Here is a 14,209-nt window from a genome sequence, read left to right as displayed (position 1 = left end):
CGTGTCCGGACACACCGAGAACGAGATCGTCATCGCCGCCCCCCTGGACCTGGTCTGGGAGATCACGAACGACCTGGAGAACTGGCCGCAGCTGTTCAGCGAGTACGCCTCGGTCGAGGTCATGGAGCGGGACGGCGAGCGCACCGTGTTCCGCCTCACCATGCACCCCGACGAGAACGGCACGGTGTGGAGCTGGGTCTCCGAGCGCACCACCGACCGGCCGGCACGCGAGGTCCGGGCCCGCCGGGTCGAGACCGGCCCGTTCGCCCACATGGACATCCACTGGACGTACGCCGAGGTCCCCGGCGGCACCCGGATGCGCTGGACGCAGGACTTCGCGATGCGCCCGGACGCCCCGGTCGACGACGCCTGGATGACCGACAACATCAACCGCAACTCGCGCGTCCAGATGGAACTCATCCGGGACAGGATCGAACAGCGCGACCGGGAGCGCCGATCCGCCGCGGTCCCCGCCAACTGACGCCCCACCACACCCCGTCCGGGACCCCGCCCCACGGCCGGGTCCCGGACGGCGTACGAGAAAGGCAGCCCCGATGCACCACGCCCTGATCGTCGCCCGGATGGCACCCGGATCGGCCCCGGACATCGCCGAACTGTTCGCCGCGTCCGACGACAGCGAACTCCCGCACCTGGTCGGCGTCACCCGGCGCAAGCTCTTCCAGTTCGGCGACGTCTATCTGCATCTGATCGAGTCGGAGCGCCCGCCCGGCCCGGAGATCGCCAAGGTGACCGAGCACCCCGCGTTCAAGGACATCAGCGACCGGCTGACCGCCTTCGTCAGCCCCTACGACCCGCAGACCTGGCGGGGGCCGAAGGACGCGATGGCGCGGGAGTTCTACCACTGGGAGCGCGGCTGACCGCGCCACCGAGAACGCCCCGGGTCCGGCCGAACGGCCGGACCCGGGGCGTTTCCGCGCGCCGGGTGTGCTCCCGTCAGTCGGGCACCACGCACTCGAAGGCGTGCAGATACGGATTGACCGGCCGGATCTCACCGATCAGCAGACCGGCGTCCGACAGCCGGTCGACCAGGCTCTGCCGGGTGTGCTTGGCCCCGCCGACGTTCAGGAGCAGCAGCAGATCCATGGCCGTGGTGAACCGCATCGACGGGGTGTCGTCCACCAGGTTCTCGATGACGACGACCCGCGCCCCCGGACGGGCCGCGGCGACGACGGCCCGCAGCGCCCGGCGGGTGCTGTCGTCGTCCCACTCCAGGATGTTCTTGATGATGTAGAGGTCGGCCGCGACCGGGATGCCCTCGCGGCAGTCGCCGGAGACGATGCTCGCCCGGCCGGCGAGCGACCCGCCCTCGCGCAGCCGCTCGTCGGCGCGGGCCACCACGCCCGGCAGGTCCATGAGCGTGCCCCTGACCGAGGGGTGCTTCTCCAGCAGACTCGCCAGCACATGCCCCTGGCCGCCGCCGATGTCCGCGACCACGGACACCCCGGTGAGGTCGAGCAGCGCGGCCACGTCCAGCGCCGACTGCACGCTCGACGTGGTCATCGCCCGGTTGAAGACCTGTGCGGACTCGTGGGCGTCCTGGTGGAGGTAGTCGAAGAACTCCTTGCCGAACACGTCCTGGAAGACGTTGCCGCCCGTGCGCACCGCGTCGTCCAGCCGGGGCCACACCTCCCAGGTCCACGGCTCCGTGCACCACAGGGAGATGGCCCGCAGGCTCTGCGGGTCGTCCTCGCGCAGCAGCCGGGACATGTCGGTGTGCGCGAAGGTGCCGTCGGCGTTCTCGGTGAAGACGCCGTAGCAGGACAGGGCGCGGAGCAGCCGGCGCAGCGGCGCGGCCTCGGTCCCCACCGCCTCGGCCAGTTCGGCCGCGGTGGCCGGGGTCTCGCCCAGCGCGTCGGCCACGCCCAGCCGCGCCGCCGCGCGCACGGCCGCCGCACGGGCCGCGCCGAACACGATCTCGCGCAGCCGCATGGCCGGCTGGGGGGTCTGCAGGGGCTGGACGGGGGTGGTGGGGGTGGTGCTCACGGTGGTCATGCCGTCTCGCTTCTCCTCGTGCGGGGGCCGCGGTGTGCGGGGGGATCCGGTCAGCACAGTCCGGCCGGGGCGGACGTTCCGCAGACGTTGCCCGTCAGACGGTTGCCCGTGCCGGTGTCACGGTCGGCGAGGTCCTCGGGGCCGTTGTCCAGGACCACGTTGCCGGTGATGGTGTTGTCGTTGTTCTTGGCCCCCACGAAGCTCTTGAAGAGCACGATGCCCCCGGCGAGCGGGCCGGCGCCCACGTTGTCGCGGACCGTGTTGGACCGCACCTCGGTCGACTCCGTACCGGTCAGGACGATCCCCGAGCCCTGGAGCGCGGGCAGCCGGTCGGTGGCGGCGCAGAACTTGTTGTTGCCGGTGACCCGGTTGGACCGGATGGACATGTCCCCGGCGTGCGGGGTGCCCTCGTCGCCCACGACGAAGACGCCCGTGCAGTTGGCGGTGACGGTGTTGTCGCGCGCCGCGAGGTTGCGCACGCGCCGGGCGGTGAAGCCGATGCGGTTGTCGCTGAGGGTGTTGCCCCGGACCCGGGTGCCGCCGGTGTCGGAGGCGCCGTCCTCCTCGTCGACGCTGTTGGCGACGAAGATGCCCGCGTCGCCGTTGCCGCGGGCGGTGTTGTCCCGCAGGTCGGAGCGGGTGGAGCGCTGCTGGGCGATGCCCCAGACGCCGTTGTCCGCGGAGGTCACCTCGCGGACCTCCAGCCGGTCGGTCCACGAGGCCCAGACGCCGCTCCTGGTGAATCCGGCGACGCGCAGGGACCGCAGCGCGACCCCGTCGACGGTGTGCCCGGCGGTGCCGAGGACGCAGATGCCGTTGCCGGCCCGCGCGCAGGCGTTGCCCGCCCGTGCGGTGCCCGTGCCCGTGCCCGGTTCGATGACGGTACGGTCCCCGGCGCCGCGCAGCGTGATCCCGGGCGTGGTGATCAGGACGCTCTCGCGGTACGTGCCGGGCGCGACGACGATCGTCTCGCCGGGGTGTGCGGCGTCCACCGCCGCCTGGATGGACTGGCCCGGACGCACCACATGGCCGCTCGTGGCGGCGGCGGGAACGGTCGGGGCGAGCACGCCGAGGCCGGCGGCCGAGGCGGCTGCGATGCCCACGAGGGCCTTGATGTGTCGTTTCCTCATGAGCCGAAGCTATGGGCGATCACCCTCCGGTGCCACGCAGGGTGTCCGCTCGTGCGCGGGGCGTGCCCGAATGGCTTACGCGGCCGGAGTGGCCGCCCGCCCGCGCGGGCCGCGGGGCCGCGCACTCGGGTGACACCGCGCGGGCGGCCCGTCAGTCCCCGGCGGGGGTGATCACGGAGCGGGCCCAGCGGTAGTCCGCCTTGCCGCTGGGGGAGCGCTGGATCCGGGGCGCGATCACCAGCCGGCGCGGGATCTTGTAGCCGGCCAGCCGGGTCCGGCAGTGCGCCTGCACCTCGTCGAGCGTGGGCGCCTGGGCCCCCTCCCGCACCTGCACCACGGCGGCCACCTGGTTGCCCCAGCGGGCGTCGGGAGCGCCCGCGACCAGCGCGTCGTACACGTCCGGATGGGACTTCAGGGCCTGCTCGACCTCCTCCGGATAGACCTTCTCGCCCCCGGTGTTGATGCACTGCGAACCCCGGCCCAGCACGGTCACGATGCCGTCCGCGTCGACCGTCGCCATGTCGCCGAGCAGCACCCAGCGCTCCTCGCCCCGGCGGAAGAAGGTCTCGGCGGTCTTCGCCGGGTCGTTGTAGTAGCCGAGCGGCACATGGCCGCGCTGGGCGATCCGGCCCGGCTCGCCCGGGGCGGCGGGCTCGAAGGTCGCCGGGTCGACGACCGCCGTACGGGCGTTGACCCGGAGGCGGAAGCCGTTGCGGGGGCCGGAGTCGGGGGTCGCGGTGCCGTTGAAGCCGGACTCGGAGGAGCCGAAGTTGTTCAGCAGCATCACATGGGGGACCAGGGACTGGAACTCGGCCCGCACCGAGTCCGACATGATCGCGCCCGAGCTGGACACGGAGAAGAGCGCCGAGCAGTCGGTGCCCTTCAACGGTCCCTTCAGCGCGTCGATCAGCGGGCGCAGCATCGCGTCGCCCACCAGTGAGACGCTGGTGACCTTCTCCTTCTCGATGGTGCGCAGGACCTCGTGCGGCACGAACTTGCGGTGCACCACGACCCGCTGGCCGAAGTTGAAGCCGATGAACGCGGTGAGCGTCGAGGTGCCGTGCATCAGCGGGGGAGTGGGGAAGAAGGTGATGCCCTCGCCGCCCGCGGCCACCCGTTCGGCCAGCTCCTGCGGGGTCTTGACCGGGTCGCCTGTGGGCGCCCCGCCGCCGAGTCCGGAGAAGAACAGGTCCTCCTGGCGCCACATCACGCCCTTGGGCATGCCCGTGGTGCCGCCGGTGTAGATGATGAACTGGTCGTCCGCCGACCGGGGGGCGAAGCCCCGCCCGGAGTCTCCGGACGCGTCCACCTCGGCGAAGTCCAGGGCCGCGGGGCCGGGCGATCCGGCCGCCGGGGTGCCGACGCGGACGAGATGGCGCAGCGCCGGGGCCTGCGGCACGGCGGCGGCCACGCGCGCGTCGAACTCGGCGTCGAAGACCAGGGCCACGAGGTCGGCGTCGCGGTAGAGGTAGACCAGTTCCTCCTCCACGTACCGGTAGTTGACGTTCACCGGGACGATGCGCGCCTTCAGGCAGGCCAGGACCGTCTGGAGGTACTCGACGCCGTTGTAGAGGTGCAGGCCGAGGTGTTCGCCGGGCCGGATGCCGGCGTCCAGGAGGTGGTGGGCGACGCGGTTGGCCGCCGCGTCCAGCTCCGCGTACGTGAGCCTGCGCTCGGCGCCCGTACCGGGATGGTCCACGTAGACCAGCGCCTCGCGTTCCGGGACAGCGTCGACGACCGATTCGAACAGGTCGGCAAGGTTGTACTCCACCGTTCCTCCTGACCCCGGTTGCTGAGTGGCCCGGCGGTCATTAGAGCGCCCACCGGCACAACTGGGAAGGGGACCGGACGAAGAAAACTGACTGACTGTCAGAAAACTATTGAACTGCCTCCCGTACTCCTGCAACCTGTTCTAGCCTTGACGACGGGAGACAGACCATGGGCGGTACGGAACACCTCACCGTGCAGCGCGAAGGCGCCACACTGGTGCTCACCCTGAACCGGCCCGAGAGCAAGAACGCGCTCTCGCTGCCGATGCTGGTCGGCCTGTACGACGGCTGGCTGGCCGCCGACGAGGACGACGAGGTCCGCTCGGTCGTCCTCACCGGGGCCGGCGGCTGCTTCTGCGCCGGCATGGACCTCAAGGCCCTCGCGGGCGGCGGCATGGAGGGCGAGCAGTACCGGGACCGGATGACGGCCGACCCCGATCTGCACTGGAAGGCCATGCTCCGCCACCACCGGCCCCGCAAGCCGGTCATCGCCGCCGTCGAGGGCCACTGCGTGGCCGGCGGCACCGAGATCCTCCAGGGCACCGACATCCGCATCGCCGGCGAGGGCGCCGTCTTCGGCCTCTTCGAGGTCCGCCGCGGTCTCTTCCCGATCGGCGGCTCCACCGTCCGGCTGCCCCGCCAGATCGCCCGGACCCACGCCCTCGAAATGCTCCTCACCGGCCGCCCCTACACGGCCGAGGAGGCCGCGCGCATCGGACTCGTCGGCCGCGTCGTCCCCGACGGCACCGCCCTGGAGGCGGCCCTCACCGTCGCCGAGCAGATCAACGCCTGCGGCCCGCTCGCCGTCGAGGAGGTCAAGGCGTCCGTCTACGAGACCGCGGAGATGACCGAGACGGACGGCCTCGCGGCCGAACTGGAGCGCGGCTGGCCCGTGTTCTCCACCGCCGACGCCAAGGAGGGCGCCCGCGCCTTCGCCGAGAAACGTCCGCCGGTCTACCGCCGGGCCTAGCGGTTGCCCTCGGAACCCGCCGGAAGGCACCCCCAACCAAGGAGGCACCCGTGCCCGACGTCCTCAGCGCACCGCTGGTGGTCGAATTCCCCTTCACCCGCTCCCTCGGCCCGGTCCAGAGCGCCTTCCTCACCGGACTGCGCGAACGCACCGTCCTCGGCGTCCGCACCGACGACGGCAGGGTGCTCGTCCCGCCCGTCGAGTACGACCCGGTCACCGCCGGGGAACTGCGCGATCTGGTCGAGGTCGCCCCGACCGGCACCGTCACCACCTGGGCCTGGAACCCGTACCCCGGCCGCGACCAGCCCCTGGACACCCCCTTCGCCTGGGTGCTCGTCCGGCTCGACGGCGCCGACACCGCACTCCTGCACGTGCTGGACGCCCCCGCGCCCGACGCCGTCGCCACCGGCATGCGCGTCCGGATCCGCTGGGCCGGGGAGCGCACCGGCGCCATCACGGACATCGCCTGCTTCGAACCGTACGACGGCCCGGCCGGCCCCGCCGCCGCCCCGCACGACGGCAGGTTCGCCGACCCCGTCACCGGCATCGTCACCCCCGCCCGCCTCGACTACACCTACTCCCCGGGCCGCGCCCAGAGCGACTACCTCCAGGCCCTGGCCGGCCGCCGCGTCGTCGGCGAACGCTGCCCGTCCTGCGCCAAGGTCTACGTCCCGCCCCGCGGCGCCTGCCCCACCTGCGGCGTCGCCACCGCCGAACAGGTCGAGGTCGGACCGCGCGGCACGGTCACCACCTTCTGCGTCGTCAACATCAAGGCGAAGAACCTCGACATCGAGGTCCCCTACGTCTACGCCCACATCGCGCTGGACGGCGCGGACCTCGCCCTGCACGCCCGGATCGGCGGCATCCCCTACGAGCAGGTGCGGATGGGGCTGCGCGTCGAACCCGTCTGGACCGAGGGAGCCCGCCACCCCGACCACTACCGCCCGACCGGAGAGCCGGACGCCGACTACGACGCGTACAAGGAGCTGCTGTAGATGCGAGACGTAGCGATCGTCGCCTTCGCGCAGACCGACCATCTGCGGCGCACCGACGAACTCTCCGAGGTCGAGATGGTGATGCCGGTCCTGCACCGGGTCCTCGACGCCACCGGCCTGCGGACCAGCGACATCGGCTTCACCTGCTCCGGCTCCAGCGACTACCTGGCCGGCCGGGCGTTCTCCTTCACCATGGCGCTCGACGGCGTCGGCGCCCACCCGCCGATCTCCGAGTCCCATGTCGAGATGGACGGCGCCTGGGCGCTCTACGAGGCATGGGTGAAGATCCGGACGGGCGAGGCCGACACCGCCCTCGTCTACTCCTACGGCAAGTCCTCGCCCGGCCGCGTCCGCGACGTCCTCACCCGCCAGCTCGATCCGTACTACACCGCCCCGCTCTGGCCCGACTCCGTGGCGCTCGCCGCCCTCCAGGCCCAGGCCCTCATCGACGCCGGGGCCACCGACGACGCCGCGCTCACCGCCGTGGCCGCCCGCAGCCGCGCGGACGCCGCCGCCAACCCGCACGCCCAGCTCGCCGGGGACGTTCCCGTGGGCGACCACCTCGTCGCGCCGCTGCGGACCGGCCACTGCCCGCCGGTCGGCGACGGCGCCGCCGCCGTGATCCTCGCCGCCGACGACACCGCACGCGCCCTCTGCGCGCGCCCCGCCTGGATCCGCGGCATCGACCACCGCATCGAGGCCCACGGTCTGGGCCTGCGCGATCTCACCGATTCACCCTCCACCCGGCTCGCCGCCGAACGCGCCGGAGCCTTCGAACGCCCCGTGGACACCGCCGAGCTGCACGCCCCCTTCAGCTCGCAGGAGATCGTGCTCCGCACGGCACTCGGCCTCGGCGACGAGGTCCGCGTCAACCCGTCCGGCGGCGCGCTGGCCGCCAACCCGCTGATGGCCGCCGGACTGATCCGCATCGGCGAGGCCGCCGCCCGCATCCACCGGGGCGAGTCCCGCCGCGCGCTCGCCCATGCCACCTCCGGCCCCTGCCTCCAGCAGAACCTGGTCGCCGTCCTCGAAGGGGAGAGTGCTCATGCCTAAGGAGCCCGTGGCCGTGGTCGGCGTCGGCCAGACCAAGCACGTCGCCGCCCGCCACGACGTCTCGCTGGCCGGACTCGTCCGCGAGGCCGCCGTCGCCGCCCTGGAGGACGCCGGACTGACCTGGGCGGACATCGACGCCGTGGTCATCGGCAAGGCCCCCGACTTCTTCGAGGGCGTGATGATGCCGGAGCTGTACCTCGCGGACGCGCTCGGCGCGGTCGGCAAACCCATGCTCCGGGTCCACACCGCCGGATCGGTCGGCGGCTCGACCGCGCTCGTCGCCGCCAACCTGGTCGCCGCGCGCGTGCACCGCACCGTCCTCACGCTCGCCTTCGAGAAGCAGTCGGAGTCCAACGCGATGTGGGGCCTCTCGCTCCCCATCCCCTTCCAGCAGCCGCTGCTGGCCGGCGCGGGCGGCTTCTTCGCCCCCCACGTCCGCGCCTACATGCGCCGCACCGGCGCCCCGGACACCGTCGGCTCCCTCGTCGCCTACAAGGACCGGCGCAACGCCCTCAAGAACCCGTACGCCCACATCCACGACCCCGGCATCACCCTGGAGAAGGTCCAGGCCGCACCGATGCTCTGGGACCCCATCCGCTACTCCGAGACCTGCCCCTCCTCCGACGGCGCCTGCGCCATGGTCCTCACCGACCGGGCCGGGGCCGCCCGCTCGCCGCACCCGCCCGCCTGGGTGCACGGCGGCGCCATGCGCAGTGAACCGACCCTCTTCGCCGGCAAGGACTTCGTCTCTCCGCAGGCCGGCAAGGACTGTGCCGCCGACGTCTACCGCCAGGCCGGGATCACCGACCCGCGCCGGGAGATCGACGCCGTCGAGATGTACGTGCCCTTCTCCTGGTACGAACCGATGTGGCTGGAGAACCTCGGCTTCGCCGCCGAGGGCGAGGGCTGGAAACTCACCGAGGCCGGCGTCACCGAACTCGACGGCGACCTGCCGGTGAACCCCTCCGGCGGGGTGCTCTCGACCAACCCCATCGGCGCCTCCGGCATGATCCGCTTCGCCGAGGCCGCGCTCCAGGTCCGCGGCCGGGCGGGCGAGCACCAGGTCGAGGGAGCCCGTCGGGCGCTGGGCCACGCCTACGGCGGCGGGGCCCAGTTCTTCTCCATGTGGCTCGTCGGCGCCGAACCCCCCGCCGCCTGAACCGCGTCCCCCGGACGGCGGCCACCGCCCGCCGTCCGGGGGACGCGCGGACCTCTCACCCCGGTTAGCGTGAGGGGGTGACGGCTGAGAGCGATCTGCGGACCCTGTTGAGCGGGCTGCGCCCGGAGCTGCACCCCGGACGCCATGTCTACGCGACGGTGCCCGGCGGCCGGGTCCCACCCGGAACCGAGCCGGTCGTCACGGTCCATGAGGCCGAGGGCCTGACCTTGGTGCTCCCGGAGGAGCAGGCGCTCGCCGCCGGACTGGCCTTCACCTACACCGCCGGCTGGATCACGCTGCGTGTGCACTCGGCCCTGGAGGCCGTCGGCCTGACGGCCGCCGTCGCCCTGGCCCTCACCGACGCCGGCATCAGCTGCAACGTCGTCGCCGGATTCCACCACGACCACCTCTTCGTCCCCCACGACCGGGCCGAGGAGGCCCTCGCGGTCCTGGAGCGCCTGGCGGCCGAGTCGCGCAGCGGATGACCGGATCCGGCCCGGCTCGGCGGGGCGGGCCCCGGCACGTAACATGTCTCCATGTCCTTCCTCCGCCGCCGTAGCGCCGCCACACCCGCCGGCCCCGACTTCGACGTCCTGGCCATGGACCCGGGTGACTGGCCCGGAAATCTCGGCGCCGGTCTGCTGCCCGCCCCCGACGGCAGCTGTCAGGGCGTCTTCCTGCGCTACGACCTGTTCGGCGGCCGCGGCCCCGCGATGATCATCGGCAACCTCCCGGAGGGCTCGCCCGCCCGCGAGACCGAGGAGGGCCAGGTCCCCTTCGAGGTCGCCCAGCTCCTCCTCGCCCTGGAGAACGACGAGCCCGTCGAGGTCACCGGCACCGAGGACATGCCCGTGATGCAGGGCGACAACCTCCTGATCGTCCGCCGGGTGAAGCTCTCCGAGAGCCGTATCTCCTGCGTCCAGTTCGACCGCAGCGACGGCGTCCTCGTCACCATCGCCAGCTGGGACCGTCCGATCACGGACGACCTCTACACCCTGCTGAAGCCCCTCCCGGCCGAGCTCTTCCAGCAGGGCTGAGGCCGGCGCGGCGCATGCGGGCCCGGACGGTACGCCGGGCCCGCGCCTCGCGCGGTTACCCCCGCGCCCCCGCGAGACCCGCGAACAGCGTGGTCACCCGCGCCGCCGAGGTGCCCCGCCCGGTGGGCAGACCGCCCAGGTGCCACGGGGCGGCCGTGCCGCGCCGCAGGTCCTCCTCCCGGTAGCGCCGGCAGCCCCGGTGCCAGATCAGGATGCCCGCGAGCCAGTGCTTCAGCTCCTGGACGTACCCGGCCAGGGTCTCCCGCGCCTCGGCGTCGAGAGCGAAGTCGTCGTACAGGACAGGCAGTTCGTACTCGGCGACGTGCAGGAACTGCCGCAGCCGCGATGTCATCAGGTCGTACAGGATCCGCACCCCCGTCGGATAGTCGACCCCGAAGAAGTTCTGCACGACGAGGACCCCGTTGTGCACCTCGCCCTCGTACTCGATCTCCTTCTGGTACGAGAACAGGTCGTTGAGCAGCGCCGCGTAGTCGGCCGCCGCGTTCTCCAGGGAGCGCAGCGGGCCGCTCCCGTAGACCTCCGGCGGCACCTTCCGGCCGTGCCCGAGCCGGCACAGGCTCATCGTCAGGTCCGAACCGAAGGTCATGCGCCGCATCTCGACGTAGTCCACCGGGTCGGGGATCCGGTTCTGCGCCTGGTTGGCCAGCTCCCACAGCCAGCTCGCCGTCATCTCCTCGACGGAGGTACGGAACGCGCGCCGTCCCGCGTCGTCCATCGGCCCCGCCGTGCGCTGCCAGAGATCACCGAGACCGCGCTCCAGCGCGTTGCGGGGTTCCGGCGGCGGGGAGTCGTCCAGCGGCATGAACAGCGAGAGCCGCTCATTGGCCAGCCGCGCCCCGGCCAGATCGCGGGTGCGCCCGTGCACGACCGGGAACCAGTCGTCCCCGTACGTCCCCCACGCCAGCCACCCCGAGGACAGGTCGAGCCCGTCCTGCGTGGCGTCCGGATGGATACCGGCCGCGCAGAGCGGAAGGTCGATCGCCCGCAGCCGCTCCTCGTCCCAGATGTGCGAACCCGGCACCCCCGGCTGCGCCTCCAGGATGCCCATCCGCCGCGCCCAGACGACCATCCGCTCCCTGGCGCCCTCCAGATGCGGGCTGAGCGTCGTCCCGAAGGGCAGATCGATGTCGGGCAGCAGGGACGGGCCCACGTGCTGATACGGCACATGCGCGTGGCTGCGCAGCCGCGCCGACTCGGAACGGGGGGTGAACCGCAGGGAGGCGGCGGCCATCCCGAAGCCCGGAGCGGCCTGCGGGGCCCCGCCGTCGTTCATGTAGCGGCTGGAGCGCATGTGCCACTCGTGACCGCCCGACTGCCAGTCCTGGAGCCCCTTCACATACGCGAGGACCGCCGCGGTCTGTGCCGCGTCCAGGCCCTTGCCGGCGCACAGCGGACCCACTTCGGTCAGCGCGGTGTTCTCGAACTGCTGGAGCCGGGAGGTCAGCAGGTCGTTGACCGCCTCGGCCGCCTCCTGGGTGGAACAGCCCAGGAAGTGTTCGAGGACCAGCACCCCGTTGCTGTTCTCCCCCTCCTCCTCGACCTCGCGCTGGTACGAGAAGAGGTCGTTGCGCAGGTGCACACCGTCGGAGAACGCGTCCCGCAGCACGCGCAGCGCCCGCTCCCCGGCCACGGCTTCGGGGACCTCGGCCCCGGCGGCGTACTCGACGAGCCCCGCCGACCACGGGGCACCGCCCACCTTGCGGCGCATCTCGATGTACTCCACGGGGTTCGCGATGCGCCCCTCGTTGATGTTGGCCAGCTCCCACAACGACTCGTTCAGCAGGTTCCTCGTGGCCTCCGCGAACCGCAGCCGCCACGCGTCCGACATGCTGGGCACCGTCCGCGCCCAGAGGTCCGCCAGTCCCGCCTCGACCGGATTGGTCGGCTCGGGCGTCGGCGCCCCGCGCTCCATCGGCATGAACGCCGGCAGCCGGTCCAGATACCGCTTGCCGCCCTCGCGGTCAGGGGTCCGTTTGAACAGCTCCAGGAAGTGGTCGTCGAAGAAGAAGACCCACACGTACCAGTCCGTGACCAGGGACAGCGCCTCCGCCGAGCAGTCGGGGTGGGTGTAGGCACACAGCAGCGCGTAGTCGTGGGAGTCCAGGTCCTTCTCCTCCCAGATGCCCGATCCCTCCAGCATCCCCATGGCCCGGGCCCACGTCTTCGTGTGCTGCCGCGCCTCCTCCACATGGGGATTGAGGCGCGCCGGATACGGGACATAGAAGTCCGGCAAGGTGAACGGCTGTGCCATGTGCGTCAGGCCTTTCGCTGGGCCTCCGCGTGCCTGCCACGCGGAGCGGTCCGGTCGGCGCGAGCCCTACCCTGCGTCCGTTCGGGGCATGTCCGAGGACTATTAGTCATACGAGAACTACGCCCGTTCGGGTGACGGCGCACCGTGCGGCGGCCTCCCGGCACTACGTAAAGCCCGGGTAACGCGACACCGCCAGACGTCCGGCCCCGGCTTTCCCGGTGCAGGTCACAGGGGGTGCCAGTGGTCTGGTCCAGTGGCTCGACTCGCGGGCCCCACACCACTCTTGACGTCTCATCACCCCGAGCCGGAGAGTGTGCGCGCACCACTGATCACGAGATCGGAACCCGCACACCGCACGACACGCACGGCACGGGAAACGCCCGGCTCCGAGAAGGGTTGTCATGACGTCCAAGCAGAGGACCAGACGCGCACTCGCGTTCACCGCGGCCGGGGCCCTGAGCCTCGCGCTGCTCGCACCCGCCGCACACGCCGGTGCGGACGCAGCGCGCCCGGAGTGCCCGCGGGGCCTCTCCTGCGACTGGGTGCCCGCCGCCTACCAGCAGACCGGCGACCCCGCCGACAAGGAGACGTACGGCAACTACGACACCGCCGACCGGCCCCACACCAACAAGATCAGGTTCATCGTCCTCCACGACACCGAGGAGGACTTCGACACCACCCTGAAGATCTTCCAGAACCCGCTGAAGCAGGCATCGGCGCACTACGTCGTCCGCTCCGCCGACGGCCATGTCACCCAGATGGTGAAGAACAAGGACGTCGCCTGGCAGGCCGGGAACTGGTACGTCAACAGCCACTCGATCGGCATCGAGCAGGAGGGCGTCGCCACCGAGGGCGCCACCTGGTACACCCCCGAGATGTACCGCTCGACCGCCGCGCTGGTGCGCTATCTCGCCGCCACGTACGACATCCCGCTCGACCGCCAGCACATCATCGGCCACGACGGGGTGCCGCCCACCAGCGCCGCCGGCACCAAGGGCATGCACTGGGACCCGGGACCCTACTGGGACTGGAACCGCTTCATGACCCTGCTCGGCAAGCCGCCCGTGCCGACGGCGGCCAGGAGCAGCGCACTTGTCACGGTCAGCCCCCGGTTCGCGGAGAACCGGCAGGCGTTCCGCGACTGCGAGAAGGGCGTCGACCTGCCCGTCCAGGGCTCCAGCGCCGTGCCCCTGCACACCGCACCCTCCGACGACGCCCCGCTCTTCTCCGACCCCGGACTCCACACCGACGGCTCGCCCGGCACCACCTGCGCCGCCGACTGGGGCAGCAAGATCAGCGCAACCCAGCAGGCCGTCGTCGCCGACCGCGCGCCCGGCTGGACCGCGATCTGGTGGTACGGCGAGAAGGCGTGGTTCCGCACCCCCGCCCACACCCGCACCACCCTCCCCACCTCCGGCACGATCGTCCGCCCGAAGGCCGGGAAGACGGCGGTGCCGGTGTACGGGGTGGCGTACCCGGAGAAGTCCGAATACCCGGCCGACTTCGGCGACAAGCGCGTGGGCGCCGTCCTCCCGTACACGATCAAGGCGGGCCAGTCCTACCCCGGCGGCGGCGAGGCCCCCACGGGCTTCTTCTACGCGCCGACGATCGACGCCTCCTACCCCCTGGACCACAGCTACTTCCCGGGCAAGGAGACGTACGTGACGGTCCAGATCGGCCACCGGATCGCCTTCGTCAAGGCCTCCGACGTGGACATCGTCCGCACCCGCTGACGCGCGCACAGCAGCGCGGCGCGTCGGGAGGTCCGGGGAGAGCACCAGCCTCGGGGAGAGCACCCACAGAGCGGTCGC

13 protein-coding genes are annotated in these 14,209 nt (G+C 72.1%); 9 read left to right on the top strand and 4 right to left on the bottom strand.

Annotation, left to right across the window (positions count from 1 at the left end):
- Position 1: 1 nt before the first annotated feature.
- Together ACWCXC_RS26595 and ACWCXC_RS26590 are read left to right on the top strand one after the other, a co-directional pair.
- Positions 2 to 481 carry an SRPBCC family protein gene (locus ACWCXC_RS26595; RefSeq protein WP_450679920.1) on the top strand — a complete coding sequence of 160 codons (480 nt, stop codon included), beginning with the start codon at positions 2 to 4 and terminating at the stop codon, positions 479 to 481.
- A gap of 73 nt (positions 482 to 554) precedes the next feature.
- Positions 555 to 878 (top strand): TcmI family type II polyketide cyclase, encoded by a 324-nt coding sequence (locus ACWCXC_RS26590; RefSeq protein ID WP_450679921.1) that lies wholly within the window; start codon positions 555 to 557, stop codon positions 876 to 878.
- Positions 879 to 954: 76 nt separating this feature from the next.
- Here ACWCXC_RS26590 and ACWCXC_RS26585 read toward each other — a convergent pair whose 3' ends face one another.
- The 3 genes from ACWCXC_RS26585 to ACWCXC_RS26575 form a co-directional block, all read right to left on the bottom strand.
- The gene (locus tag ACWCXC_RS26585; RefSeq protein ID WP_450679922.1) at positions 955 to 2,013 is read right to left on the bottom strand and encodes a methyltransferase; all 1,059 of its coding nucleotides are present in this window, start codon (positions 2,011 to 2,013) and stop codon (positions 955 to 957) included.
- Positions 2,014 to 2,063: 50 nt separating this feature from the next.
- Positions 2,064 to 3,143 carry a right-handed parallel beta-helix repeat-containing protein gene (locus tag ACWCXC_RS26580; RefSeq protein WP_450890733.1) on the bottom strand — a complete coding sequence of 360 codons (1,080 nt, stop codon included), beginning with the start codon at positions 3,141 to 3,143 and terminating at the stop codon, positions 2,064 to 2,066.
- 151 nt (positions 3,144 to 3,294) lie between these two features.
- On the bottom strand, positions 3,295 to 4,914 hold the full coding sequence (locus ACWCXC_RS26575) for an acyl-CoA synthetase (protein ID WP_450890732.1): 1,620 nt from the start codon (positions 4,912 to 4,914) through the stop codon (positions 3,295 to 3,297).
- 167 nt (positions 4,915 to 5,081) lie between these two features.
- Between ACWCXC_RS26575 and ACWCXC_RS26570 the strand changes: the two genes are divergently transcribed.
- The 6 genes from ACWCXC_RS26570 (at position 5,082) to ACWCXC_RS26545 (ending at position 10,126) form a co-directional block, all read left to right on the top strand.
- Positions 5,082 to 5,882, top strand: a complete 801-nt coding sequence (locus tag ACWCXC_RS26570; RefSeq protein ID WP_450890731.1) for a crotonase/enoyl-CoA hydratase family protein — start codon at positions 5,082 to 5,084, stop codon at positions 5,880 to 5,882.
- A 50-nt stretch (positions 5,883 to 5,932) separates the two neighbouring features.
- Positions 5,933 to 6,877: a Zn-ribbon domain-containing OB-fold protein gene (locus ACWCXC_RS26565; RefSeq protein ID WP_450890730.1), complete on the top strand. Its 945-nt coding sequence runs from the start codon at positions 5,933 to 5,935 to the stop codon at positions 6,875 to 6,877.
- Positions 6,878 to 7,930 (top strand): thiolase domain-containing protein, encoded by a 1,053-nt coding sequence (locus ACWCXC_RS26560; protein ID WP_450679927.1) that lies wholly within the window; start codon positions 6,878 to 6,880, stop codon positions 7,928 to 7,930.
- Positions 7,923 to 9,089, top strand: a complete 1,167-nt coding sequence (locus ACWCXC_RS26555) for a thiolase domain-containing protein (RefSeq protein ID WP_450679928.1) — start codon at positions 7,923 to 7,925, stop codon at positions 9,087 to 9,089. The genes ACWCXC_RS26560 and ACWCXC_RS26555 overlap by 8 nt, the downstream gene beginning before the upstream one ends.
- 77 nt (positions 9,090 to 9,166) lie before the next feature.
- Positions 9,167 to 9,574, top strand: a complete 408-nt coding sequence (locus ACWCXC_RS26550) for an ACT domain-containing protein (protein ID WP_450679929.1) — start codon at positions 9,167 to 9,169, stop codon at positions 9,572 to 9,574.
- Positions 9,575 to 9,625: 51 nt separating this feature from the next.
- Entirely contained in the window at positions 9,626 to 10,126 is a 501-nt protein-coding gene (locus ACWCXC_RS26545; protein WP_018550733.1) for a hypothetical protein, read from the top strand.
- A 55-nt stretch (positions 10,127 to 10,181) separates the two neighbouring features.
- Here the strand turns inward: ACWCXC_RS26545 and ACWCXC_RS26540 are convergent, their stop codons facing one another.
- A complete protein-coding gene (locus tag ACWCXC_RS26540; RefSeq protein ID WP_450679930.1) occupies positions 10,182 to 12,398 on the bottom strand; it encodes a terpene synthase family protein in 2,217 nt (738 codons plus the stop codon).
- A 401-nt stretch (positions 12,399 to 12,799) separates the two neighbouring features.
- On the opposite strand from ACWCXC_RS26540, the gene ACWCXC_RS26535 reads away from it, so the two are divergent.
- Complete coding sequence (locus ACWCXC_RS26535; protein ID WP_450679931.1) at positions 12,800 to 14,131, top strand: N-acetylmuramoyl-L-alanine amidase; 1,332 nt, start codon at positions 12,800 to 12,802, stop codon at positions 14,129 to 14,131.
- Positions 14,132 to 14,209: the final 78 nt, after the last annotated feature.

It is taken from the genome of Streptomyces sp. NPDC001515 (assembly GCF_053597115.1).
Note: the sequence above shows the minus strand (reverse complement) of the source record. Positions and strands in the feature narration are given on the sequence as shown.

Bases quoted from the DNA above. Each gene is read 5' to 3' on its own strand.
- ACWCXC_RS26590 (WP_450679921.1), top strand. From the start codon at position 555: ATGCACCACGCCCTGATCGTCGCCCGGATGGCACCCGGATCGGCCCCG.
- ACWCXC_RS26540 (WP_450679930.1), bottom strand. From the start codon at position 12,398: ATGGCACAGCCGTTCACCTTGCCGGACTTCTATGTCCCGTATCCGGCG.
- ACWCXC_RS26570 (WP_450890731.1), top strand. From the start codon at position 5,082: ATGGGCGGTACGGAACACCTCACCGTGCAGCGCGAAGGCGCCACACTG.
- ACWCXC_RS26580 (WP_450890733.1), bottom strand. From the start codon at position 3,143: ATGAGGAAACGACACATCAAGGCCCTCGTGGGCATCGCAGCCGCCTCG.
- ACWCXC_RS26545 (WP_018550733.1), top strand. From the start codon at position 9,626: ATGTCCTTCCTCCGCCGCCGTAGCGCCGCCACACCCGCCGGCCCCGAC.
- ACWCXC_RS26560 (WP_450679927.1), top strand. From the start codon at position 6,878: ATGCGAGACGTAGCGATCGTCGCCTTCGCGCAGACCGACCATCTGCGG.
- ACWCXC_RS26555 (WP_450679928.1), top strand. From the start codon at position 7,923: ATGCCTAAGGAGCCCGTGGCCGTGGTCGGCGTCGGCCAGACCAAGCAC.
- ACWCXC_RS26585 (WP_450679922.1), bottom strand. From the start codon at position 2,013: ATGACCACCGTGAGCACCACCCCCACCACCCCCGTCCAGCCCCTGCAG.
- ACWCXC_RS26535 (WP_450679931.1), top strand. From the start codon at position 12,800: ATGACGTCCAAGCAGAGGACCAGACGCGCACTCGCGTTCACCGCGGCC.